At 70.9% G+C, this 22,508-nt stretch carries 22 protein-coding genes; 11 read left to right on the top strand and 11 right to left on the bottom strand.

The features are described from left to right. Nucleotides 1-97 precede the first annotated feature (97 nt). Complete coding sequence (locus JNL41_RS22140; protein WP_293478453.1) at nt 98-1,780, bottom strand: lysine--tRNA ligase; 1,683 nt, start codon at nt 1,778-1,780, stop codon at nt 98-100. 105 nt (nt 1,781-1,885) lie between these two features. Here JNL41_RS22140 and JNL41_RS22135 point away from each other — a divergent pair, with 105 nt between their 5' ends. From JNL41_RS22135 to phnD, 3 genes are read left to right on the top strand one after another with little or no spacing between them, the layout of a single operon-like run. Then, entirely contained in the window at nt 1,886-3,481 is a 1,596-nt protein-coding gene (locus tag JNL41_RS22135) for an alkaline phosphatase D family protein (RefSeq protein ID WP_293478452.1), read from the top strand. Beyond that, nucleotides 3,474-4,232, top strand: coding sequence for a hypothetical protein (locus tag JNL41_RS22130; RefSeq protein WP_293478451.1), 759 nt, complete (start codon nt 3,474-3,476; stop codon nt 4,230-4,232). The genes JNL41_RS22135 and JNL41_RS22130 overlap by 8 nt, the downstream gene beginning before the upstream one ends. After that, nucleotides 4,229-5,233, top strand: a complete 1,005-nt coding sequence (phnD, locus tag JNL41_RS22125; protein ID WP_293478450.1) for a phosphate/phosphite/phosphonate ABC transporter substrate-binding protein — start codon at nt 4,229-4,231, stop codon at nt 5,231-5,233. Before JNL41_RS22130 ends, phnD begins: the two co-directional genes overlap by 4 nt. A gap of 26 nt (nt 5,234-5,259) precedes the next feature. On the opposite strand, the gene JNL41_RS22120 is transcribed toward phnD, so the two are convergent. Both JNL41_RS22120 and JNL41_RS22115 read right to left on the bottom strand, forming a co-directional pair. Further along, complete coding sequence (locus tag JNL41_RS22120) at nt 5,260-5,679, bottom strand: PaaI family thioesterase (RefSeq protein ID WP_293478449.1); 420 nt, start codon at nt 5,677-5,679, stop codon at nt 5,260-5,262. A gap of 2 nt (nt 5,680-5,681) precedes the next feature. Continuing rightward, nucleotides 5,682-6,080 carry a PaaI family thioesterase gene (locus JNL41_RS22115; RefSeq protein WP_293478448.1) on the bottom strand — a complete coding sequence of 133 codons (399 nt, stop codon included), beginning with the start codon at nt 6,078-6,080 and terminating at the stop codon, nt 5,682-5,684. A gap of 113 nt (nt 6,081-6,193) precedes the next feature. Here JNL41_RS22115 and JNL41_RS22110 point away from each other — a divergent pair, with 113 nt between their 5' ends. From JNL41_RS22110 to JNL41_RS22095, 4 genes are all read left to right on the top strand, one after another. Beyond that, nucleotides 6,194-7,204, top strand: a complete 1,011-nt coding sequence (locus tag JNL41_RS22110; protein ID WP_293478447.1) for a ligase-associated DNA damage response exonuclease — start codon at nt 6,194-6,196, stop codon at nt 7,202-7,204. A gap of 276 nt (nt 7,205-7,480) precedes the next feature. After that, nucleotides 7,481-7,717, top strand: coding sequence for a hypothetical protein (locus JNL41_RS22105; RefSeq protein WP_293478446.1), 237 nt, complete (start codon nt 7,481-7,483; stop codon nt 7,715-7,717). A gap of 110 nt (nt 7,718-7,827) precedes the next feature. After that, nucleotides 7,828-8,766, top strand: a complete 939-nt coding sequence (locus tag JNL41_RS22100) for a DUF4349 domain-containing protein (protein WP_293478445.1) — start codon at nt 7,828-7,830, stop codon at nt 8,764-8,766. A gap of 34 nt (nt 8,767-8,800) precedes the next feature. Continuing rightward, nucleotides 8,801-10,423, top strand: coding sequence for a cisplatin damage response ATP-dependent DNA ligase (locus tag JNL41_RS22095; RefSeq protein ID WP_293478444.1), 1,623 nt, complete (start codon nt 8,801-8,803; stop codon nt 10,421-10,423). 3 nt (nt 10,424-10,426) lie between these two features. Here JNL41_RS22095 and JNL41_RS22090 read toward each other — a convergent pair whose 3' ends face one another. After that, complete coding sequence (locus JNL41_RS22090; RefSeq protein ID WP_293478443.1) at nt 10,427-10,939, bottom strand: HAD family hydrolase; 513 nt, start codon at nt 10,937-10,939, stop codon at nt 10,427-10,429. A gap of 118 nt (nt 10,940-11,057) precedes the next feature. Here JNL41_RS22090 and JNL41_RS22085 point away from each other — a divergent pair, with 118 nt between their 5' ends. From JNL41_RS22085 to argE, 3 genes are all read left to right on the top strand, one after another. Continuing rightward, nucleotides 11,058-12,266, top strand: coding sequence for a threonine ammonia-lyase (locus tag JNL41_RS22085; RefSeq protein WP_293478442.1), 1,209 nt, complete (start codon nt 11,058-11,060; stop codon nt 12,264-12,266). Nucleotides 12,267-12,279: 13 nt separating this feature from the next. Beyond that, entirely contained in the window at nt 12,280-12,789 is a 510-nt protein-coding gene (locus JNL41_RS22080) for an FKBP-type peptidyl-prolyl cis-trans isomerase (protein ID WP_293478441.1), read from the top strand. A gap of 64 nt (nt 12,790-12,853) precedes the next feature. Next, nucleotides 12,854-14,020 carry an acetylornithine deacetylase gene (gene argE / locus JNL41_RS22075; protein ID WP_293478454.1) on the top strand — a complete coding sequence of 389 codons (1,167 nt, stop codon included), beginning with the start codon at nt 12,854-12,856 and terminating at the stop codon, nt 14,018-14,020. Here the strand turns inward: argE and JNL41_RS22070 are convergent. Continuing rightward, nucleotides 14,017-15,054 carry a glycosyltransferase family 2 protein gene (locus JNL41_RS22070; protein ID WP_293478440.1) on the bottom strand — a complete coding sequence of 346 codons (1,038 nt, stop codon included), beginning with the start codon at nt 15,052-15,054 and terminating at the stop codon, nt 14,017-14,019. The two genes, argE and JNL41_RS22070, sit on opposite strands and share 4 nt — an antisense overlap. Before the next feature lie 34 nt (nt 15,055-15,088). On the opposite strand from JNL41_RS22070, the gene rfbC reads away from it, so the two are divergent. Further along, entirely contained in the window at nt 15,089-15,643 is a 555-nt protein-coding gene (gene rfbC, locus JNL41_RS22065; RefSeq protein WP_293478439.1) for a dTDP-4-dehydrorhamnose 3,5-epimerase, read from the top strand. Nucleotides 15,644-15,646: 3 nt separating this feature from the next. On the opposite strand, the gene JNL41_RS22060 is transcribed toward rfbC, so the two are convergent. From JNL41_RS22060 to JNL41_RS22035, 6 genes are all read right to left on the bottom strand, one after another. Beyond that, nucleotides 15,647-16,369, bottom strand: a complete 723-nt coding sequence (locus JNL41_RS22060; RefSeq protein ID WP_293478438.1) for a DUF899 family protein — start codon at nt 16,367-16,369, stop codon at nt 15,647-15,649. A 46-nt stretch (nt 16,370-16,415) separates the two neighbouring features. Beyond that, nucleotides 16,416-17,552 carry a tRNA epoxyqueuosine(34) reductase QueG gene (queG, locus tag JNL41_RS22055; RefSeq protein WP_293478437.1) on the bottom strand — a complete coding sequence of 379 codons (1,137 nt, stop codon included), beginning with the start codon at nt 17,550-17,552 and terminating at the stop codon, nt 16,416-16,418. Next, nucleotides 17,533-18,222: a glutathione S-transferase family protein gene (locus JNL41_RS22050; RefSeq protein ID WP_293478436.1), complete on the bottom strand. Its 690-nt coding sequence runs from the start codon at nt 18,220-18,222 to the stop codon at nt 17,533-17,535. The genes queG and JNL41_RS22050 overlap by 20 nt, the downstream gene beginning before the upstream one ends. A 155-nt stretch (nt 18,223-18,377) precedes the next feature. Further along, nucleotides 18,378-21,590, bottom strand: coding sequence for an error-prone DNA polymerase (locus JNL41_RS22045; RefSeq protein ID WP_293478435.1), 3,213 nt, complete (start codon nt 21,588-21,590; stop codon nt 18,378-18,380). Beyond that, nucleotides 21,587-21,991 (bottom strand): VOC family protein, encoded by a 405-nt coding sequence (locus JNL41_RS22040; RefSeq protein WP_293478434.1) that lies wholly within the window; start codon nt 21,989-21,991, stop codon nt 21,587-21,589. The genes JNL41_RS22045 and JNL41_RS22040 overlap by 4 nt, the downstream gene beginning before the upstream one ends. A gap of 9 nt (nt 21,992-22,000) precedes the next feature. Further along, nucleotides 22,001-22,508: DUF6504 family protein (locus tag JNL41_RS22035; RefSeq protein ID WP_365698471.1), on the bottom strand; the 508-nt coding region annotated here is incomplete at its 5' end.

Genomic DNA, 22,508 nt, shown 5'->3' with positions numbered 1-22,508 from the left:
AGGACACTAGGGAAATATCTGTTTCTAGTGTGCTTTTTGGATCTGAAGTTCGCTCGGCGCTCCGACCCGGAAGCAGGCGAACTTCAGATCCAGCACACTAGGCTGCGGCCAGTTCTCCCGCCAGCGCCCGTTCGATCAGGGCGATCGTGCGATCGACGCCGAAGATGGCGACGAAGCTACCGAAGCGGGGACCCTGGCTCTGGCCCAGCAGCACCTCGTAGAGGGCCGAGAACCAGGCGCGCAGCGGCTCGAAGCCGGCGGCCTTGCCCACCTCGAACACCTCGTTCTGGATGGCCTCGGCGTCGGCTCCCTCGGGGAGCGCCCGGAGCTTGGCGACCAGCGCCTCCATGGCGGCGCGCTCCTGGTCGGTGGGCGCGCGGAACCGCTTCGCGGGCTTCACGAAGTCCTCGTAGTAGTTGATCGCGTAGCCCGCGAGCTTGTCGAGCAGCGGCTCGCTGGCCGGCGTCGCGCCGGGCAGGTAGCGGCCGATGAAGGCCCACAGCAGGTCCTTGGTCGAGGCGTCGGCCGCCGACACCAGGTTCAGCAGCAGCGAGAAGCTGACCGGCGAGCCCTTCTGCGGCGGATCGCCGTGGTGGACGTGCCAGGCGGGATTGTCGAGCTGGGCGGCGTTGTCGCCGTCCGCCTTCTTGCGGATCAGCGCGTCGAGCTGCTGGAGGTACTCGTCGGTCGCCTTGGGGATGACGTCGAAGTAGAGCCGCTTCGCCGACTTCGGCGACTGGTACATGTAGTAGGTCAGGCTCTCGGGCGCGCCGTAGCGCAGCCACTCCTCGATGGTCAGGCCGTTGCCCTTGGACTTCGAGATCTTGGTGTTGTTCTCGTCCATGAAGAGCTCGTAGTGGAACGCCTCGGGCGGCTCGCCGCCCAGCGCCTTCACGATGCGGTTCGAGACGCGGACGGAATCCACCAGGTCCTTGCCCGAGGCCTCGAAATCGACGCCCAGCGCCGTCCAGCGGGCGGCCCAGTCGGGGCGCCATTGCAGCTTCACGTGGCCGCCGGTGACCGGCACTTCGGTCAGCGTCCCGTCCTCGTCGGGGAAGGTGATCGTGCCCTTGTCGACGTCGCGGGCGACGGTGGGCGCCTGGAGCACCCGGCCGCTCTTCGGGCTGATCGGCAGGAAGGGCGAGTAGGTGGCCCGCCGCTCCTCGCCCAGGGTCGGCAGCATGATCGCCTGGACCGCATCGAAGCGGGCGAGGATGCGCAGCAGCACCTCGTCGAACCGGCCCGACCGGTAGGTCTCGGTCGAGCTCATGAAGGTGTACTCGAAGCCGAAGCTGTCGAGGAACGCGCGCAGGCGGGCGTTGTTGTGCGCCCCGAAGCTCTCGTGCTCGCCGAAGGGATCGCGGACGGACGTGACCGGCTTGTCGCGGTCCTCCTCCAGCATCGCGCGGTTGGGCACGTTGTCGGGGATCTTCCGCAGGCCGTCCATGTCGTCGGAGAAGACGATGAGCTGGGTCGGGATGGCGTCCTCGGTCAGCGCGCGGAAGGCGTTGCGCACGATGGTCGGCCGCGTGGCCTCGCCGAAGGTGCCCAGGTGCGGCAGGCCGCTCGCGCCATAGCCGCACTGGAAGACGACCGGCTTCGCCAGCGCCGGCAGGGTCTGCACGGCCTCGGCGAACTTGCCCTGCGCGAACAGGGCGGCGGCCAGGTCACGCTCGGCGTCGGAGAGGCGCAGGCGGGTGATGCGGTCGAGCAGCAGGCGCGCCTGCTCGAACGGCCAGCTCCGGGCCTCGCGCGCCTGGTGGGAAAGTCCTTGCAGCATGCCGCGCGGCCTACAGCCCAAGGCGAGCCCGCTCAAGCGCAATCGCCGCCGGCGCCCGGAACGGGCGCGACGAACGGGTGGACGCCGGGGCCAGCTATGCCATCAATGACCGGATCCATCGTCTTGGCGGAGGGCGAGACCCTGTTCGATACCAGGCTGCGCACGGGCGAAGTGGCGATCGAACGCCGGCGCCTGCTCACCCAGGCCGCGTGGCTGGCCGGCGTGGCGCTGACGCCGGCGGCGTGGACGTCGGCTGTCGCCCAGACGCGGATGGCGGACTACCCGTTCGGCGTGGGCGTCACCTCCGGCGACCCGACCAGCGACGGCGTCGTGCTCTGGACCCGGATAGCGCCCCGGCCCCGGGAACCTGACTACGGCATGGACCGCGCGCCGGTGGTGGTGACCTGGGAGGTGGCCGAGGACGCGGCGATGGCCCGCGTGGTGCGCAAGGGCGAGGCGCTGGCCGTGCCGGAAGGCGGTCACTCGGCGCACGTCGAGGTCGCGGGCCTGAAGCCCGACCGCGAGTATTTCTACCGCTTCATGGCCGGCGGGCACACCAGCCCGGTCGGCCGCACCCGCACCGCCCCGGCGGCGGGCGCGCCGGTCGACCGGCTGACCCTGGCCTACGGGTCCTGCCAGAAGTACGAGACCGGCTTCTATTCTGCCCACGCCGCCATCGCCGCGGAACGGCCGGACCTGATCCTCTTCCTGGGCGACTACATCTACGAGGGCGCCGCCACGAAGGGGGCGCTGCGGGCGCATCCGCCGACCGAGCCCGTCGACCTCGCCGGCTACCGCCAGCGCTACGCGTGGTATCGCACCGACACGGACCTGCAGGCCGCGCACGCCGCCGCGCCCTGGATGGTGATCTGGGACGACCACGAGGTGGTCAACGACTACGGCGACGACCAGGACCGCTCGAACCCCGACCCGAAGACGTTCCTGCGCCGCCGCGCCGCGGCCTACCAGGCGTACTTCGAGAACATGCCGCTGCGCCGCCGCCAGATTCCGGTCGGCCCCGACATGCAGCTCTACCGCTCGCTGGACTGGGGGAACCTCGCGCGCCTCAGCTTCCTCGACACCCGCCAGGAACGCGACCGCCGCACCTGCGAGGCGGTCTCCGAGGGCAAGCGCATCCCCTACGCCTGCCCCGACCGGACGAATCCGCGGCGCTCGCTGCTGGGCAGGCCGCAGGAGCGGTGGCTGGAAGCCCGGCTGAGGAAGAGCCCCGCCCGCTGGAACGTGCTGGCCCAGCAGTACCTGATGGGCGAGCTGAAGCTGGAGGACGGCCGCGTCTCGAACGACGGCTGGGACGGCTACGCCCAGACGCGGCGCCGCATCCTGGAGACCTGGCGCGACGCCAGGACGCCGAACCCGATCGCCCTCGGCGGCGACATCCATTGCTTCTTCGCCGGCGACCTCGGCCTCGAGCCCGGCCGGCCGATCGCCAGCGAGTTCGTCGGCGGCTCGATCAGCTCGCTGGGCACGGGCAACGACAGCCTCGCCGCCAGCATCGCGCGCAACCCGCACCTCAAGTACGCCGAGGGCCAGCGGCGCGGCTACGGCCGGCTCGAACTGACCGCGAAGGCCTGCGAGGTCACGTTCCGCGGCGTGCAGAACGCCTTCGCGCCAGGGTCGCCGGTCAACGACCTGGCGAAGTTCGTCGTGGAGGCGGGCCAGCCCGGGCTTCAGCGTGCTTGAGGTCCTGTTCGCGGCGGCCGTCGCCGTAGTCCGCCTCCCGGCGCCCGAGGCCCGGCAGGGCGTCGCCGTCGACGCCCACGCCGTCTACGCGGTCGCGAATTCGACGATCGCGCGCTACGACCGCGGGACCGGCCGGCGCGTCGGCGCGTTCGAGGGCGATCCGTCGAAGTTCCCGCACATGAACTCGTGCGCCGTCATCGGCCGCGAGCTGGTCTGCGCGGCCTCCAACTATCCGGCCACCCCGATGGTCAGCCAGGTCGAGGTGTTCGACCCGGCGACGCTGGCGCACCTGCGCACGGCGCCGCTGGGCCGGCAGGGCGGCTCGATCACCTGGGTCGACCGCTGGGAGGGCTCGTGGTTCGCGGGCTTCGCGAATTACGACGGCCGGGGCGGCGAGCCGGGCCGGGACCATCGCGCGACCAAGGTCGTCCGCTTCGACGACCACTGGCGGGCGCGCGAGACCTGGACCTTCCCGGCCGACGTGCTCGCCCGGTTCGCGCCGAAGAGCAATTCGGGCGGGGCGTTCGGCGCGGACGGGCGGCTCTACGTCACCGGCCACGACCGTCCCGAGCTCTACGTGCTGGAGGTCCCCCGGGGCGGCGGCGTGATGAAGCGCGTCGCCACGATCGCGATTCCCGTCGACGGCCAGGCCGTCGCCTTCGACCGCAGCGAGGCGGGGGTGATGTTCGGGGTGAACCGGGCCAGCCGCGAGATCGTGGGCTTTCGGCTCCCGCCGGTGGAGGCGAAATGAACCGCAGACCGATCCTGGCCCTCCTCGTCGCCGGCGCGCTCGCCGCCGGTTCCCTGGCCGCCTGCTCGCAGGGCGCCCAGGAGCCCGAGCGCAAGGAGATCGTCTTCTCGATCCTCTCGGCCGAGAGCCAGGCCAGCGCCGAGAAGGACTGGACGCCGTTCCTGGCCGACATGAGCAAGGCGCTCGGCCGGCCGGTGAAGGCGTTCTACGGCTCGAACTACACGGCCCTCATCGAGGCGATGCGCTTCAAGCAGACCGACCTCGGCTGGTTCACCAACCAGTCGGGCCTGGAGGCGGTGCGCCGCGCCGACGGCGTGGTCTTCGCGCGCTCGGTGAACCCCTCGGGCGTCGACGGCTATGAGGCCGTGATCATCGTCCGAAAGGGCTCGGGCCTCACGCTCGACAGGATCCTGAGCTGCGACCGGACCCTGAACTTCGGCATGGGCGACCCCAAGTCGACGTCGGGCACGCTGGCGCCGATGACCTACCTGTTCGCGCCGAGGAAGATCGACCCGGCCGCTTGCTTCAAGACCGTGCGCTCGTCGAACCACGAGACGAACCTGTTCTCGGTGGCGGGCGGGCTGCTGGACGCGGCGACCAACAACACCGCCTCCATGGAGCGGCTCGGCCTGCTGGGCACCGACATCGCCAGGAAGACAATGGGGAACGTCGAGATCGTCTGGCGCTCGCCGCGCATCCCCGAGGACCCGATCGTCCGGCGCAGGGACCTCGACCCGAAGCTCGCCGCGCAGATCGCCGACTTCATGTTCGCCTACGGCGTCGGCGACACGCCCGAGGCCGCCCGCCAGCGTGCGGTGCTCGACAAGATCCAGACGCTGCCGTTCAAGGCCGCGAACGACAGCCACCTCCTGCCCGTGCGCGAAATGGAAGCCACCGGCCAGCTCATCGAGGCCCGCAACCGCAAGGACGCCCCCGCCGAACAGAAGGCCCAGGCCGCCCTGGCCGAGATCGCCCGGGAACGCGCGGCGCTGCCGAAGTAACCGTCCGCGTGCGGCCGATGGGTGCGCTACCCCTCGTTCCGCATCAGGAAATGCCCCGTCAGGCCGGCGATCGGCTGGGCGCGGCTGTCCTGCCAGGCTTCGACCTGCACGTTGGCGACACGGCGGCCGACCTTGCGCAGGATGGCGCGGGCGTAGGTGTCCTGCGCGCGGCCCGAGCGCAGGTATTCGACCGTGATGTCGATGGTCTTGGGCACCCGGCGCCCCGGGTCGGCGAGCGCCAACTGGGCGAGCGCGGTCAGCTCCATGAAGGCGCCGATGACGCCCCCGTGCAGCGCCGGCAGCATCGGATTGCCGATCAGATGCCGGCTGAACGGCAGGACGGCGGTCATCTCGTCGCCCGCCAGCTCCGTGCGCATGCCGAGGAAGCGGACGTAGGGGACGCGCTGGAGGAAGTCGTCCAGGCTCTGGGTGGCGGTCTCGTCCATCGTCAGCCCTTCAGCGGCTGGGCGCGGGTGTTGAGCATGAACGCCGCCTGGGCCGTGGCCACCAGGTCGTTGCGGTCGGCGTCCCAGGCCTCGGCGCGGACGAAGCCCACGGTGCGGGTCAGCCGGTAGGCGTGGGCCTCCGCGGTCACGCCGCTCTTCGGCGCGGCGGGGCGCAGGTAGTCGATGCGCAGGTCCAGCGTCGCGATCGGGACCATCTCGCCCATGGCCGAGTTGATCGCCAGGCCGCAGGTGTGGTCGATCAGCGCCGTGACCACGCCCGAGGCGATGACGCCGGTCTCCGGGTCGCCCACGAGCTCCTCGCGCCAGGGGGCGGACATCGCGCCGCGGCCCTTCTCGATCGAGACCAGGGTGAGACCCAGCGCGTCGGCGTGCGGCGCCATCAGCGACCTCTCGGGCAGGGGCGTCGATTGGAAATCGGACATCGGCCGGGTAGGCAGCGTCCGACGGCGCGAGTCAATGCGCAGCCTTCCGCCAGCCGCTACATTGACGTGAGATGATCCGTCCGCAGGACCTGCTCTGTCCGAAGCCCGAGGGCCTCTACTGCGCGCCCGGCGACTTCTACATCGACCCCGTCCGCCCGGTGGACCGGGCGGTGATCACCCACGGCCACGCCGACCACGCCCGCGCGGGCCACTACGCCGTGCTGGCGACGCCGGCGACGCTGGACATCATGGGCGAGCGCTACGGGCGCGACTTCGCCCACACGACCGAGGCCGCGTCCTACGGCGAGACGGTCAGCCGCAACGGGGTGGAGGTGACGCTCGTCCCGGCCGGACACGTCCTCGGCTCGGCCCAGGCCGTGGTGCGCTGGAAGGGCCTGACGATGGTGGTCAGCGGCGACTACAAGCGCAGGCGCGATCCGACCTGCGCGCCGTTCGAGCCGGTCCCGTGCGACGTCTTCATCAGCGAGGCGACGTTCGGGCTGCCGGTCTTCCGCCATCCCGACGACAAGGCAGAGATCGCGCGGCTGCTGCGCTCGGTGGCGCAGTTCCCGGAGCGCAGCCACATCGTCGGCGCCTATGCGCTCGGCAAGGCGCAGCGGATCGTCCGCCTGCTGCGCGAGGCCGGCTGGGACCGGACCATCTACATCCACGGCGCGCTGGAGCGGCTGAACGCGCTCTACGGGCGACACGGCGTCGACCTCGGTCCCCTCGCGCCGGCCACGACGGCGACGAAGGCTGAGTTCGCCGGCCAGATCGTCGTCGCCCCGCCGTCGGCCATGCAGGACCGCTGGAGCCGCCGTTTTCCCGAGCCGGTCGCCGCCTTCGCGTCGGGCTGGATGCAGATCCGCGCCCGCGCCCGGCAGCGCGGCGTCGAACTGCCCCTGGTCATCTCCGACCACGCCGACTGGGACGAACTCACCGCCACCGTCGGCGAGTTGCGGCCCGGCGAACTGTGGATCACCCACGGCCGCGAGGAGGCGCTGGCCCGCTGGGCCGCGCTGCACGACATCCCCGCCCGCGCCCTGGCGCTGGTCGGCTACGAGGACGACGATGACAGCTAGGGTCCGGACCCCAACTCGATCTCATCGAATTCAATAGCTTCCGCTCATCCCGGCGAATGCCGGGACCCAGATGGAATGACTCAGAGATGGGCTCCACGAACCCGGAGCCGTCCAACCTTTCGCTCGCGTATTTGGATCTGGGTCCCGGCATTCGCCGGGATGAGCGGGTAGCTGAGACGAAGTCGGGCTGATCCTGCGCGGGCCCTGCACAAGCCGATCACGAAGTCGTGATCACGAACGCGTTACCGTCACCTCGCGCCACACAGGAGGTGATCCGTGCGCAAGACCCTGACTGTTCTGACCGTCCTCGCCGCCGCCGGCTCGCTCGCGGCCTGCGACTACTTCAAGAAGAAGGAAGACGCCCCGCCCGCGCCCGTCGCCACGGCCACTGAGCCGACGACGACCGCAGTTGCGACCGAGACGCCTGCGCCCGTCGAACAGGCGGCGAGCGTCGAGCCGATGAAACCGGCGACGCCCGAGGCGACCCCGACGACCGAGCCCGCGAAGAAGTAGCCGCGCCTCAGGCTCCGGCGTGGCTCGCCGCCACGCCGAAAGCTTGGCCGCAATTCAGCCTACAAGTGTAATATTCTGACCTGGGGCGCGGGGCACAGGGAGGATTCTAGATGAAACACCTGCTGCCGCTCGCGGCCGTTGCGCTCGTCGTTTCCGGGTGCTCGCGGAACCCGACGTACAAGGAATATGCAGACCTCGCCGTCACGGTCCCTGCCGCCGACGCTGCTGCGGCGCCCGCGGCCGACGCCGCGGCAGCGCCGCCTCCGGGGGTGAGTCCGGCAGAGCCGGGCGGCGCTGGGCCTGTACGCGTCCCCGCCGGTCTCCCGATGCTGGCCTACAGCTATGCCTACGGCCTCTCCGCGCCGAACCAGCAGGTGGATGGGCTGCGACGCCGCCACGAGCAGGCCTGTGCGAAAGCCGGCCCGACCGTCTGCCAGGTGGTCTCCACATCCATCGCCGACCGTGGCAACGGCGCGATCTCTGGCAACCTCTCAATGCGCGCTGCGCCGGCGTGGCTGAAGGGCTTCCGCGACGGCCTCGACGGTGACGCGCGCAGCGCGGGCGGCCGCGTCGAGACCAGCGACGTGACGTCCGAGGACCTCTCGCGCGAGATCGTCGACACCGAGGCCCAGCTCCGCGCGAAGACGACGCTGCGCGACCGGCTGCAGGCGCTGCTGGCGGGACGGCCCGGCAAGCTTGCAGACCTCCTGGAGGTCGAACGCGAGCTGGCCCGCGTGCAGGGCGAGATCGACTCGGCGCAGTCGCAACTGACGATGATGCGTGGCCGCGTCGCCATGTCGGAGATCACGATCCAGTACCGGTCGCGCGACGTGGTGAGCTCTGACGTCCGCTCGCCGCTCAGCCGTTCGCTCGGCGGCTTCTTCGCCGTCGTGGCCGCCAGCCTCGCCGCCATGATCGACATCTTCGCGGTCGTCGCGCCGTGGGCGGTGCTCCTGGGCGTCGTGCTCTGGCTGTTCCGCGGCCGGCTACCGCGCATGCCGTGGTCGATGGCGCGAAAGCCGAAACCGACGGAGGGCTCACCGCATTAGGCCGAGGGGTGCGAAGGCCCTATCTGGACATGGAATGCGGGCCTTCGCCGAACTCCTCGACCGACTGTCGCTGACGCCGTCGCGAAACGCCAAGCTGACCCTGGTGCGCGACTACCTGCGCGAGACGCCCGATCCGGACCGCGGCTGGGCGCTGGCGGCGCTGACCGGCGACCTGACGTTCGACGCGGCCAAGCCGGCCTTCATCCGCAAGGCCGTCGAGGCGCGGATGGACCCGCAGCTCTTCCGGTGGTCCTACGACTATGTGGGCGACCTGGCCGAGGCCGTGTCGCTGGTGTGGCCCGCGCGGCCCGGCGCCAACCGCGAGCCGCAGCTCTCGGAGGTGATCGACGGCCTGCGCAGCGCTTCGCGGGCCGAGGCGCAGCGGCGCATCGAGGCGTGGCTGGACGCCATGGCCGAGCCGCGCGAGCGCTGGGCGCTGCTGAAGCTGATGACGGGCGCACTGCGGGTCGGTCTGACCGCCCGGCTCGCCAAGCGGGCCGCGGCCGAGATGGGCGGCGTGGACCCGGCCGAGATCGAGGAGCTGTGGCATGCGCTGTCGCCGCCCTACGAGGACCTCTTCGCCTGGCTCGACGGGCGCTCGGAGAAGCCGACCTCGGAGCACCCGGCCCGCTTCCGGCCGGTGATGCTGGCCCAGGCGATCGACGAGGCCGTCGACTTCGCCAGGCTCGATCCCGCCGACTACGCCGCCGAATGGAAGTGGGACGGCATTCGCGTGCAGGCGGCCCACGAGGGCCGGCTACGCCGCCTCTACACCCGCACCGGCGACGACATCTCGCGCACCTTCCCCGACATCCTCGACGCCCTGGACGACGAGGGCGTGATCGACGGCGAGCTGCTGGTGATCCGCGACGGCAAGGTCGCGCCCTTCGCCGACCTGCAACAGCGGCTGAACCGCAAGACGGTCGACGCCAGGCTGATGGCGCAGTTCCCCGCCGCCATCCGCGCCTACGACATCCTCCAGGCCGGCGCCGAAGACACCCGGGCCCTGCCGTTCGCCGAGCGCCGCCGGCGGCTGGAGGCCTTCGTGGCGCGGCAGGCCAGCCCGCGCATCGACCTGTCGCCCACGCAGCCGTTCGCGGCCTGGGCCGAACTCGCCGACCTGCGCGCCAACCCGCCGCCGGGCGACCCGCAGGTCGCCGAGGGCCTGATGCTGAAGCGCTGGGACAGCGCCTACGTCGCCGGCCGTCCCAAGGGCCCGTGGTTCAAGTGGAAGCGCGACCCGTTCCTGGTGGACGCGGTGCTGATGTACGCCCAGCGCGGGCACGGCAGGCGGTCCAGCTACTACTCGGACTACACCTTCGGGGTGTGGACCGCGGACGACGCGGGCCAGCGCATGCTGACGCCGGTCGGCAAGGCCTACTTCGGCTTCACCGACGACGAACTGCTGCAGATCGACAGGTTCGTCCGCGACAACACCGTCGAGCGCTTCGGCCCGGTCCGCAGCGTGCGGGCCGAGCCGCACCATGGCCTGGTCTTCGAGGTCGCCTTCGAGGGCCTGCAACGCTCCACCCGCCACAAGTCCGGCGTCGCCATGCGCTTTCCCCGCATCAGCCGCATCCGCTGGGACAAGCCGCCCGGCGAGGCGGACGAGATCGAGGCCCTGGAGCGCCTGCTGGCGCGGATGGAGCAGCGCTGAGGCTCAAGGGAGGGAAAGGCGGCGCAGGAACGCCTCCAGGTCCCCGCCCTCGAACAGCACGCCGCGCACGCCGGCGCGCAGGGCCGCCTCCAGGTCGGAGGGCTTGTCGCCGATCAGCACCGAAGCCTCGCGGTCGATGGGCCAGTCCCGGAGCGCCTGGAGGATCATGCCCGGGTTGGGCTTTCGCAGCGGCGGGTCGGGGTGGCGGTAGGCTTCCACCGGCGCCTCGGGGTGCTGCGGCGCGTGGTAGAAGGCGTCGATGCGCGCGCCGGCGGCCGCGAGGTCGGCCTGCATCTTCGCGTGCAGCGCGTGCATCGCGTCCTCGGTGTAGTAGCCGCGGCCGACCCCCGACTGGTTCGTCACCACGATCACCAGCCAGCCGGCGCGGTTGAACGCGGCCACCGCCTCGCGCGCGCCGGGGATCCAGTGGAAGTCCTCCCAGCGCGAGACATAGCCGCGATCCTCGTTGAGCACGCCGTCGCGGTCGAGGAACAGGGCGGGCTTCAGGTCGGGCATCGCTCTCCCAATGCCCGATTCAGCACGCCAGCGGGAGTGGGCAGGGCCCGAGTTGCCCGCGGGGACCGGCGCCGTTAGGTTGCGCGGCCTTTTCGGAACCCCAGGCCGCACCGATCCCATGAGCCTCGCCTTCGACGACATCCTCGCCGCGCAGGAGCGGCTGCGCGGCCATATCGAGCGCACCCCCTGCCGCCACTCGAGGACCCTGAGCGAGATCACCGGGGCCGAGGTGTGGGTGAAGTTCGAGAACCTCCAGTTCACCGCCGCCTACAAGGAGCGCGGCGCGCTGAACAAGCTGTTGCAGCTCGGCGAGAACGTCCGCGCCCGCGGCGTGATCGCCGCCTCGGCCGGCAACCACAGCCAGGGCCTCGCCTACCACGCCGCTCGGCTCGGCATTCCGGTCACCATCGTCATGCCCAAGGGCACGCCGTTCGTGAAGGTGCAGCAGACCCGCGCCCACGGCGCCGAGGTGGTGATCGAGGGCGACGGCTACGACGAGGCCTCGGCCACGGCCCGCAAGCTGTGCGACGAGCGCGAGCTCACCTTCGTCCACCCATTCAACGACGCCGACGTCATGGCCGGCCAGGGCACCGTGGCGCTGGAGATGCTCGAGGACGTGCCCGACCTCGAGATCCTGCCGATCCCGATCGGCGGCGGCGGGCTGATCGCCGGCATGGCGACGGCCGCCAAGCACCTGAAGAAGGACATCCGCATCATCGGCCTGGAGCCGGCGATGTTCCCCTCGTTCACCGCCAAGATGCGCGGCGTCCAGACCGCCCAGAACGGCGGCGGCGCCACCATCGCCGAAGGCATCGCGGTCAAGACCGTGGGCGACCTCAGCTACGCCGTCGCGCGGCCGCTGATCGACGAGGTGCTGCTGATCGAGGAGCCCTACTTCGAGCGCGGCATCGCCCTCTACTGCAACGTCGAGAAGACCGTGGTGGAAGGCGCGGGCGCGACGTCGCTGGCGGCGCTGCTGGCCTACCCGGAGCGGTTCCGCGGCAAGAAGGTCGGCCTCGTCATCACCGGTGGCAACATCGACACGCGCCTGCTGGCCTCGGTGCTGACGCGCGAGCTGGTGCGCGAGAGCCGCATCGTCTCGCTGCGGATCATCGGCGACGACCGTCCGGGCCTCCTGGCCAACGTCTCGGCGATCATCGGCCAGATGGGCGCCAACATCATCGAGGTGGCGCACAACCGCCTCGCGCTGGACGTGCCGGCCAAGGGCGCCGAGTTCGACGTGATGATCGAGACCCGCGACGCCCAGCACACCCAGGAAGTCATGGATGCCCTGCGCGAGCGCGGCTATCCGCCCCGCGTTGTCTAAGGACCTGCGTCAGATGAAGCGTTTCGCCATCCTTGCCCTCGCCGCCCTTGCCCTGGCGGCCTGCCAGCCGAAGCCCGCGGACAAGGCGAACGCGGACCTCGCCGGCAAGCCCTCCGCCCAGAGCGCCGCCTTCATGGCGAAGATCGCGAAGGAGCCGGGCGTGAAGGTCCTGCCCTCGGGCCTGGCCTACAAGATCGTCCGCTCGGGCCCCGCGACCGGCATCAAGCCGCAGGCGAAGGACGAAGTGAAGGTCCACTACGAGGGCAAGCTGGAGGACGGCACGGTCTTCGACTCGTCCTACGAGCGCGGCCAGCCCGCCGCCATGCCGCTCGACCGCCTCGTCCCGGCCTGGCAGGAGGCGCTGCCGATGATGCGGCCGGGCGACGAGTGGATTCTCTATGTGCCGTCCAACCTCGGCTATGGCGAGGAAGGCCAGGGGCCCATTCCGCCGGGCGCGCCCCTCATCTTCCGCATCGAGCTGATCGACGTCCTGCCCGCGCCGGGCCGCATCCAGCAGGGCTAGACCAGGCAGTGCTCCGGGCGACGCCGGGCTTTGACCGCGGGCCCCGCGGGGCTAAGCCTTGGCGATGACCACCGACCTCTATCCGGCGGCGCGGGACCTCCTCGCGAAGCTGGTCAGCTTCGACACCACATCGCGCGGCTCGAACCTGCCGCTGATCGAGTGGGTCGAGGGCTACCTCGACGGCCTCGGCGTCGCGCACCGCCGCGTGCCCAACGCGGACGGCGGCAAGACCAACCTGATGGCGACCATGGGCCCGTCCGTCGAGGGCGGCGCGGTGCTGTCGGGGCATACCGACGTGGTGCCGGTGGACGGCCAGCCGTGGAGCACCGACCCCTTCGACCTGGTGGAGAAGGACGGTCGCCTCTACGGCCGCGGGACCTGCGACATGAAGGGCTTCCTGGCGCTGGCGCTGGCCGCCGCGCCGGAGCTCGCGAAGACCGCCCGCAAGCCCGTCCACCTGGCCTTCTCCTACGACGAGGAGATCGGCTGCCTGGGCGCGCCGGACATGATCGAGGTGATCCGCCGCGAGCTGCCGGCCCCGGCCGTCGTCGTGGTCGGCGAGCCCACCAGCATGGAGGCGGTGAACGGCCACAAGGGCATCGCCACCTTCCACGTCACCGTCACCGGCCGCGAAGCCCACTCCAGCCAGCCGCAGCAGGGGGTCTCGGCGGTGATGGAGGCGGTGAAGCTGATGGGTTCGCTGAACGCGCTGGCCGACCGGCTGGAGGCCGAGGCCGATCCCGCGAGCCCCTTCACGCCCAAGTGGCCGACGCTCACCATCGGCATGGTCCACGGCGGCACCGCCCACAACATCATCGCGCGCGAGTGCAGCTTCATCTTCGACGTGCGCGCGCCGGGGCCGAGGACGCCGCAGGAGATCGTGGCCGGGTTCGTCGCGGAAGCCGCGGCGATGGACCGGGCGCTGAAGGCCCGCGCGCCCGAGGCCGGCGTGCGCGTCGAACAGCGCACCGACGTCCCGCCCTTCATGCCCGAGCGCGACGGCGCCGCCGAGGCCTTCGCCCGCCGCATGGCCGGCGACAACGGCCCGCCCCGCGTCGTCGCCTTCGCCGCCGAGGCGGGGCAGTTCCAGCAGGCGGGCTTCTCCACCGTGATCTGCGGCCCCGGCTCCATCGACCAGGCGCACCAGCCGGACGAGTTCGTCGAGATCAGCCAGATGCAGCGCGGCGCCGTCTTCATGCGCCGCCTGATCGAGTGGGCGTCCGAAGGCTAGCGCGGCCTCAGCGGCTTGATCACCGGCCGCCGTCCCGACAGGTCCCGCGGGTTCCAGGTCATGGCGCCGGCGATCTGCGCGAAGGACGCCGTCCGCATCCGCTGCACGGCGCGCCGCGCGCGGAACATGGCCGGCGCGCCGGCGAAGGCGGCCTTCACGGCCTTCCAGATCAAGGGGATATGCGGGCGGTTCTCGGCCCGCAGGTAGACGAAGACCAGCGCCACGAGGTGCAGCGGCACGACCAGGGGCAGCAGGGGCCCCGGCGTGTTCTTGAACAGCGTCCAGAAGCGGTTGCGCGTGCCGTGGAAGACCGCGAACGCGCTCTTGCGCCCGCCGCTGGACGCCGAGCCGACGTGGCGGATGGTGGCGGCGGGGACCAGCAGCGTCGGCTCGTCGGCGAGCTGTAGCCGGTAGCCCAGGTCGACGTCCTCGCCGTAGCAGAAGAAGGCCTCGTCGAAGCCGCCCAGCCGCAGGAAGAGCTCGCGGTCGATCATCAGGGCCGCGCCGCAGGGGCTGAACACCTCGCCCTCGCGCGCCTGGCCGCGGTCGGGGTTCAGGTAGCCGCCGCGGTAGGGGATGCCGGTGATGCTCATCACGTCGCCCAGGCCGTCCAGCAGCGACGGGTCCTCCGCCACCACCTGGCGCGAGGTGAACGAGCGGACCTGCGGATGCCGGTCGGCCGCCGCCATGAGCTGCGCCAGCCAGTCCGGCTCGGCGTAGGCGTCGGGGTTCAGGAGCACGTACCAGCGGCCGCGGCCCTCGCGGGCGCCCTGGTTGCCCGCGCCGGTGAAGCCGAGGTTGTCGCTGTTCCGGATCAGCCGGGCCCCGGGCACCTTCTGTGCGAACTCGGCCGCGATCGCCGCGTCGCCGGGATCGGGCGAGGCGTTGTCGATGACCAGCGTCTCGAAGTCGCGGAAGGTCTGGGCGCCGAGGTGCTCCAGGCAGGCGCGGAGCGTCGGGCCCGAGTTGTAGGCGATGACGCAGACGGTGGCCGCGGGTTGTGGGGCCTTGTCATCGCTCGGTCCGTGCGCCATGCGGGCGGTTCACCTGCTCCGAAGTTGGATGCCCATGACGACGATCACGCCGCTCGCCATTCCCGATGTGCTGCTTATCACGCCCAGGCGCCATGGCGATGCGCGCGGCTGGTTCGCCGAGACCTGGAGCACGCGGGCGCTGGCCGGAACGGTGGCGGACACGGCCTTCGTGCAGGACAACCAGGCCTTCAGCGCCGCCAAGGGCACGCTTCGGGGCCTGCATTTCCAGCTCGCGCCGAACGCCCAGGGCAAGCTGATCCGCGCGCTGCGCGGCGCGATCTTCGACGTGGCCGTGGACGTGCGCGCCGGCTCGCCGACCTTCGGGACCTGGGTGAGCGCCGAGCTGACGGCCGAGGGCGGCGAACAGCTCTGGGTCCCCCGCGGCTTCGCCCACGCCTACTGCACGATCACCGACGACTGCGAGATTTTCTATAAGGTCGACGGCCCCTACGCGCCTGGGAGCGAAGGCGGGATCGCCTGGAACGACCCCGACCTCGCCATCCCCTGGCCGCTCGACGGCGAGCCCCTGCTCTCCGGGAAGGACAAGGTGCTCCCGCGCCTGAAGGATCTGGGATCTGTCGAGTTTTAGCAGCTAGTAGGTGATACTCGGATACCAGTCGGTCCCGCGGCCGTCGGGGGTCAGGTCGAGCACGTTCCAGAGCACCATCAGGTCGGGCTCGGTGGTCGGGTCCTTGCCCGGGTCGGCGGACTCGAAGCCCAGCTCGGCGCTCCAGAAGTGGCGGACGGTCCCGTCGCGGCGCGTGAAGACGTGGATGGCGGCGGTGTCGGTCCCGTCCTCCATGACGGCGTGGTAGTCGCGGCTGAAGTCACCGTTCACGTCGGCGTACATCGGCAGGTTCGTCCAGCCGCGCTCGACCTTGAAGGCGACCTGCCGCTCGATGGGCGACAGCGCCACGACGGCCATGGCGATCCGCTGGCGGATGTGGTCGGCGTTGCCGTTCAGGCAGCTCAGCAGCGCCGTACACATGGGGCAGGGCCGCGCCCGCCTGGGCCCGTACATCCAGTTGTAGAGGAACAGCGTGTCCTTGTCGCCGAACAGCGCCTCGATGCCGACGGGCTCGGCGCCCTGCACGCTGCTCGCCTCGCCCAGGAAGCGGTAGTCGCCCGTCACCTCGCCGCCGGGCGGCAGGCCGCGGCGCAGGGCGGCGACGCGGGCGATCTGGCGGTTGAGCTTGATCTCCTCGACCAGCAGGGCTTCGCGCGCCGCTCGGTACTCGGGGCTCTCGTTGCGCTGCCGGGCCTTGTTGGTGCGGGCCACGTCTTCGGCGGGGCGCAAGGCGGTTCCGTCGGCCATCGGGTCGTCTCCTGGGTCTGAACCCCGACAACCAGCCGGCCCGGCCTCAGGGTTCCCATTCTCCAAGGACGCCGGCGTCGCGCTCGTTCCGACAACGCGTGTTGCGCAAGGCTTCGAAGGCCCCTGCCGGGAGGAGCCGCGACAACGCCCAGACCGCCGCGCCGCGCACGAGGGGCGAAGCGTCGTCCAGCGACCGTTCGGCCTCTTCCGCCAGACGCGGGTCGCGCGAGTTGCCGATGGCGTAGAGGACGTTGCGGACGAAGCGGTCGCGGCCGATGCGCTTGACCGGGCTCTTGCGGAAGAGCTCACGGAACGCCGGGTCGTCCAGGCGGGCCAGCTCGGCCAAGGTCGGCGCCTTCAGCGCTTCGCGCGCCGCCAGCTTCTGCTCCCGGCCCGCTTGCGCGAACTTGTTCCACGGGCAGACCGCCAGGCAGTCGTCGCAGCCGTAGATGCGGTTGCCGAGGGCGGCGCGGAACTCGCGCGGGATCGGCCCCTTCAGCTCGATCGTCAGGTAGGAGATGCAGCGCCGCGCATCGAGCTGGAACGGCGCCGGGAAGGCGTTGGTCGGGCAGATGTCCAGGCACGCGTGGCAAGACCCGCAGTTCATCGGCTCCGGCGCGTCCGGCGTGAGCTCCAGCGTCGTCAGGATCGAACCGAGGAACAGCCACGAGCCGAACTCGCGGCTCACGAGGTTGGTGTGCCTGCCCTGCCAGCCCACGCCCGCGCGCTCGGCGAGCGGCTTCTCCAGCAGGGGCGCGGTGTCGACGAACACCTTCAGCTCGCCGCCGAACTTCGCCGCCAGCCAGCCGCCGAGCTGCTTCAGCCGGCCCTTGATCACCTCGTGGTAGTCGTCGCCCTGGGCGTAGACGCTGATCGCGGCGCGGTCGGGGTGGCCCAGGATCTCCAGCGGATCACGGTCGGGCCCGTAGTTCACGCCCAGCACGATCGCCGACGTCGCCTCGGCCCACAACGCGCGCGGATGCTGCCGCCGCTCCGCCGTCTCGGCCATCCAGCCCATCTCGCCGTGGCGGCCGTCGCCCACGAACGCGAACAGCCGCGGCCCGGCGGCCCAGGCCTCGTCGATGTCGGTGAAGCGGCAGAGGTCGAAGCCGAGCCTGAGCGCCTCGGCGCGGATCAGCGCCCTTGGATCGGAATCGGGCGGATCAGAAGTCGAGGTCGTCATAGTGCCCGGCCGGGTGCAGGCCTGGCCAGCGGTCGGAGAGCAGCGGCCGGAACGCCGGCCGCGACTTCAGCTTCGAGTACCAGGTCTTCACGCCGGGGAACTCGCGCCACGGCATGTCGCCGAAGTAGTCGATGACCGACATGTGCGCCGCCGCCGCGAAGTCGGCGAACGACAGCCGCTTGCCCGCCAGCCACTCGCGGCCCTGCAGGAGGTCGTCCAGCATGAAGAGGTGGTTCTTCAGGCCTTCCTTGCCCTGGCGCAGGTTGGCGAGTTCGGGCGGGCCCAGGCCCAGGAGCCGCTTCTCGATCTTCTCGTGCAGCAGGTAGCCGGAGGCCTCGAACTCGAACTTGCGGTCGAACCAGGTCAGCAGCCTGCGCGCCTCGGCCCGCTCGGCCGGGTCGGCGGCGAGCAGCGGGACGTCGGGATACGCCTCCTCCAGGTGCTCCAGGATCGCACGGGTCTCGCAGAGCGCCAGCGGCCGCCCCCCCTCGGGCGTCTCGACCAGCACCGGCACCATACCCGACGGGTTGAGCCGGGTGAGCTCCTTCGGCCGCTCCCAGTAGCGCGTCGGCGAGTCCGCGAACGACAGCCGCTTCTCGCCCAGCGCCAGGCGCACCTGGCGCGAGGCGGGATCGAGCGGGAAGTGGTGGAGGGTGCGGTCGACGGTCATGGCGGCTTCTGGGGGCGCGCTTCTCTAGGCGAATCGGCGGGGCTCCAACAGACGCCGAGGGTGTTAAGGGCGCGTTTACTGTGGACGGGGCGCGCGTGGGCCGGCCACTGCCGACTGCGGTTTCCCGGCCTCGGACCGACCCGAGCGCCGAGGGGCTAGTGGAAGTCGCGGCTGCGGATGAGGCGGCCGGAGACCCTGGAGCGGGCGGCGACGGCGGCTTCGTCGTCGCGCAGTTCGGAGAGGCGGCCGGAAAGGTCGGTGAACCGTTCGGCGACCAGGTGGACCACCCCGTCGACGTTCTGGACCTGGCCGTGGACCACCACGAAGGACGCGCTCATCACCAGGCGCCGGTGGGCCTCGAAGGCGTCGCGCCAGACGACGATGTTGGCGATGCCGGTTTCGTCCTCCAGGGTCATGAACACCACGCCCTTGGCGGTGCCGGGCCGCTGGCGCACCAGGACCAGGCCGCCCACCGCCGCGCGACGCCTGTCGCCGATGTCCTTCAGGGACGTGCAGGTCAGCACGCCCTCGCGCCGCAGGTCCTCGCGGAAGACGTCCACCGGGTGGCCGCTCAGCGACAGGCTGGTGGTGCGGTAGTCCTCGGCGATGCGCTGCGAGGCGCTCATGAAGGGCAGCAGAACCTGCGCCTCGCGGGTCTTCTGGCGCAGCAGCAGCGGCGCGGCCTTCTCGGCGTTCCACTCGCCCGAAAGGCCCTTCACCGCCCACAGCGCCTCGCGCCGCGAGAGGCCCAGGCTGCGGAACGCATCGGCCTCGGCCAGCAGTTCCAGCGCGCGGCGGGAGAAGCCGCCCAGGCGTGCGAAGTCCTGAACCGAGCGTGCGCCGGCGGCGCGGGCCCGTTGCAGCGCCTTGCCGTCGGCCTCCTCCTTCAGGCCCTTGATCTGGTGCAGGCCGAGCCGCACCGGCCGGAAGTGTTCGTAGGGATCGTCCTTCTCCTCGACCGTCGAATACCAGTCGCTGAACATCACGTCCGGCGCCCGGACCTCGACCCCGTGCTCGCGCGCATCCCGGACCAGCTGGGCCGGCTGGTAGAAGCCCATCGGCTGGCTGTTAAGCAGCGAGACCAGGAAGGCGTCGGGGTGGAAGCACTTCACCCAGGCCGAGGCGTAGACCAGCAGCGCGAAGCTGATCGCGTGGCTCTCCGGGAAGCCGTAGCTGCCGAAGCCCTCGATCTGGTGGAAGCACCGCTCGGCGAACTCGGGGTCGTAGCCCCGGTCGATCATCCCCTTCACGAACTTCTGGCCGTGCTCCCCGATGGTGCCCACGTTGCGGAACGTCGCCATCGACCGGCGAAGCTGGTCGGCCTCGTTGTCCGAGAATTTCGCCGCGGTGATGGCGATGCGCATCGCCTGCTCCTGGAAGAGCGGCACGCCCATCGTCTTCTCCAGGATCTTCTTGAGCTCGTCCGGATCCCCGAAGCCCTCGCCCGGCCTCGGATAGCTGATGGGCTCCTCCTTGTTCCGGCGCTTCAGGTAGGGGTGGACCATGTTCCCCTGGATGGGGCCGGGCCGCACGATCGCCACCTCGACGACGAGGTCGTAGAACTCGCGCGGCCGCAGCCTGGGCAGCATCGACATCTGCGCCCGGCTTTCCACCTGGAAGACGCCGACCGAGTCGGCCTTGCAGAGCATGTCGTAGACGGCGGGCTCCTCCTGCGGGACGTCGGCGATCTCGACGATGCTGCGTCCGTCCGGCAGCGGCGGCAGCAGGTCGAAGGCCTTCTTCAGCGCCGTCAGCATGCCGAGCGCAAGCACGTCGACCTTCATCAGCGACAGGGCGTCGATGTCGTCCTTGTCCCACTCGATGAAGGTGCGGTCCTTCATCGCCGCATTGCCGATCGGGACCGTCTCGTCGAGCCGGCGCTGCGTCAGCACATAGCCGCCGACGTGCTGCGACAGGTGCCGCGGAAACCCCAGCAGTTCCTGCGCCAGGGTCGTCGCCCGCCTGATCTCGGGCGCATGGGGATCGATCCCGCATTGCTGGATGTGTTCGTCGGGGACGCCGTCGCCGTAGCTGCCCCAGACGGTGCCCGCGAGCGCCGCCGTCACGTCCTCGGTCAGGCCTAGCGCCTTGCCGACCTGGCGGATCGCCATGCGCGGGCGATAGTGGATGACGGTCGCCACGATCGCCGCCCGGTCGCGGCTGTAGCGCTCGTAGACATACTGCATCACCTCCTCGCGCCGCTCGTGCTCGAAGTCGACGTCGATGTCGGGCGGCTCGCCCCGGTTCTCCGACAGGAAGCGGGAGAACAGCAGGTCCTGGTTCTTCTTCGTCGGATCGACCGAGGTGACGCCCAGGCAGAAACAGACGCAGGAGTTGGCCGCCGAGCCGCGGCCCTGGCACAGGATGTCCTGCTTGCGCGCCCAGTCGACGATGTCGTGTACGGTGAGGAAGTAGTTCGGGTAGTTGAGCTTCTCGATGAGGGCGAGCTCCTTCTCGATCGTCTCCCGTTGCTTCTCCCCCAACCCGCCCTCGAAGCGCCACTGCGCGCCGGCCCAGGTGAGGTCGCGCAGGTGCTGGATCGCGGTCTTGCCGGGCGGCACCGGTTCGTCCGGGTACTCATAGCGAAGCTGGCTGAGGTCGAATCCGATGCGCTCGGCGATCTCGACGCTGCGTTCGATGGCGCCGGGGAATTTCGCGAACAGGCGCGCCATCTCCTCGGGCGCCTTGAGGTGCCGTTCGGCATGGGCCTGCAGGCGCAGGCCCGCCTCATGGATCGTGCAGGTCTCGCGGATGCAGGTGATGACGTCCTGCAGCGGCCGCCGCTCGGGGCCGTGGTAGAGCACGTCGTTGGTCGCCACCATCGGCGCGCCTGAGGCCTGGGCGAGCGTGGCGAGGCGGGAGAGGCGCGGCAGGTCGCGCGCGCCATAGCGGCGGGCGGCGGCCAGCCACACGTCGGGCAGTTCGCCGGCCACGCGCTTCAGGTCGCGTTCGAAGGCCTCGTCCAGCCGGTCGGGCGGGACCACCAGGACGAGCTGGCCCTCCGCGTGGTCGAGGAAGTCGCGCCAGTGCAGATGGCACTCGGCCTTCTGGGCGCGGCGCTGGCCGACGGTGAGCAAGCGGGTCAGCCGCCCGTAGGCTTCGCGGTCGGAGGGGTAGACGATGAGGCTCGGCGTCCCGTCCTCGAAGTCCAGCCGGCAGCCGGTCAGCGCGCGGACCTTCGAGCCGCCTTCGTGCAGCTCCTTGGCGCGGGACCACGCCCGCACCACGCCCGCCAGCGAGTTGCGGTCGCAGATGCCCACAGCCTCGATGCCCAGGGCGTCCGCGCCGACCACTAGCTCCCACGGATGCGATGCGCCCTGGAGGAACGAGAAGTTGGTGGTGGCCTGGAGCTCGGCGTAGCGGGTCACGTGAGGTCCGTGAACGGGTTGAAGGCGACCTCCCAGAGGTTGCCTTCGGGATCGGCGAAGTAGCCGGAGTAGCCGCCCCAGAAGACGTCCTGCGGCTGTTTGACGGCGGTCGCCCCGGCCGCGACCGCTTCGGCGAACGCGCGGTCGACGCCCTCTTTAGAGGGCGCGTTGTGGGCCAGCGCCACGCCGCCGAAGCCCGAGCCCTCAGTCGACACCGTGGCGTCCTTTGCCAATTCCTCCCGCGGGAAGAGGCCGAGCCACGTCCCCTCCAGGCGGAACATCACCATGTCGTCGCCCTCGGCGTAGTTGTGGGTCGGGAAGCCCAGGCCGTCGCGGTAGAAGGCGACCATCCGCGGCAGGTCGCGGACGCCGAAGGTGATGAGGCTGATCTTGGGTTTCATGGTCATCCCTCATGGGAACAGCCCGTGGAGCCACCATTTGGCCGGCTCGCCGCCCTGGTAGAGGCCCGAGCGGAACAGCCAGAAGCGGCCGCCGTCGGCGTCCTCCACGCGGTAGTAGTCGCGCACGTGGCGCACGGAGACGTCGCCGATGTCCTGCTTCCACCACTCCTGGGCGATGCGCTCGGGCCCTTCGGCGCGGCGCACGCGATGCACGCGGCCGCGCCAGCGGAACTGGCTGGGCGGGTCGTCGGGGGTGAGCGCGATCACCGCCTCCAGCGGCTCGGGCTGGCGGAAGAGGCGCACGGGCCGCGGCGTCTCGCGGTCCCAGGGCGCGGCCTGCGGGGCGGGCTTCTCCAGCGGCAGGTTGCGGCCGACCGACAGCTCCGGCACGTGGCTCTCGCGCGGGCGGGCCCGGAAGACGCGGGCGGGGCCGAGGCGGTTGACCAGCCGGTCGACCAGGGGCGCGAGGCCGTCCTCGACGGCCGGCTCCTGGCCGGCGTCGAGCCGCGCCTGGCGG

This window comes from Phenylobacterium sp., assembly GCF_016793285.1.
GTDB lineage: Bacteria > Pseudomonadota > Alphaproteobacteria > Caulobacterales > Caulobacteraceae > Phenylobacterium.
This window is presented reverse-complemented; position numbering and strand designations above follow the sequence as displayed.

Coding starts and splice junctions, on each gene's coding strand:
- JNL41_RS22140 (WP_293478453.1), bottom strand. CDS start 1,780: ATGCTGCAAGGACTTTCCCACCAGGCGCGCGAGGCCCGGAGCTGGCCG.
- JNL41_RS22120 (WP_293478449.1), bottom strand. CDS start 5,679: ATGGACGAGACCGCCACCCAGAGCCTGGACGACTTCCTCCAGCGCGTC.
- JNL41_RS22040 (WP_293478434.1), bottom strand. CDS start 21,991: ATGAAACCCAAGATCAGCCTCATCACCTTCGGCGTCCGCGACCTGCCG.
- JNL41_RS22135 (WP_293478452.1), top strand. CDS start 1,886: ATGACCGGATCCATCGTCTTGGCGGAGGGCGAGACCCTGTTCGATACC.
- JNL41_RS22100 (WP_293478445.1), top strand. CDS start 7,828: ATGAAACACCTGCTGCCGCTCGCGGCCGTTGCGCTCGTCGTTTCCGGG.
- JNL41_RS22050 (WP_293478436.1), bottom strand. CDS start 18,222: ATGACCGTCGACCGCACCCTCCACCACTTCCCGCTCGATCCCGCCTCG.
- JNL41_RS22080 (WP_293478441.1), top strand. CDS start 12,280: ATGAAGCGTTTCGCCATCCTTGCCCTCGCCGCCCTTGCCCTGGCGGCC.
- JNL41_RS22115 (WP_293478448.1), bottom strand. CDS start 6,080: ATGGCGCCGCACGCCGACGCGCTGGGTCTCACCCTGGTCTCGATCGAG.
- phnD (WP_293478450.1), top strand. CDS start 4,229: ATGAACCGCAGACCGATCCTGGCCCTCCTCGTCGCCGGCGCGCTCGCC.
- queG (WP_293478437.1), bottom strand. CDS start 17,552: ATGACGACCTCGACTTCTGATCCGCCCGATTCCGATCCAAGGGCGCTG.
- JNL41_RS22110 (WP_293478447.1), top strand. CDS start 6,194: ATGATCCGTCCGCAGGACCTGCTCTGTCCGAAGCCCGAGGGCCTCTAC.
- JNL41_RS22095 (WP_293478444.1), top strand. CDS start 8,801: ATGCGGGCCTTCGCCGAACTCCTCGACCGACTGTCGCTGACGCCGTCG.
- JNL41_RS22085 (WP_293478442.1), top strand. CDS start 11,058: ATGAGCCTCGCCTTCGACGACATCCTCGCCGCGCAGGAGCGGCTGCGC.
- argE (WP_293478454.1), top strand. CDS start 12,854: ATGACCACCGACCTCTATCCGGCGGCGCGGGACCTCCTCGCGAAGCTG.
- JNL41_RS22070 (WP_293478440.1), bottom strand. CDS start 15,054: ATGGCGCACGGACCGAGCGATGACAAGGCCCCACAACCCGCGGCCACC.
- JNL41_RS22060 (WP_293478438.1), bottom strand. CDS start 16,369: ATGGCCGACGGAACCGCCTTGCGCCCCGCCGAAGACGTGGCCCGCACC.
- JNL41_RS22090 (WP_293478443.1), bottom strand. CDS start 10,939: ATGCCCGACCTGAAGCCCGCCCTGTTCCTCGACCGCGACGGCGTGCTC.
- rfbC (WP_293478439.1), top strand. CDS start 15,089: ATGACGACGATCACGCCGCTCGCCATTCCCGATGTGCTGCTTATCACG.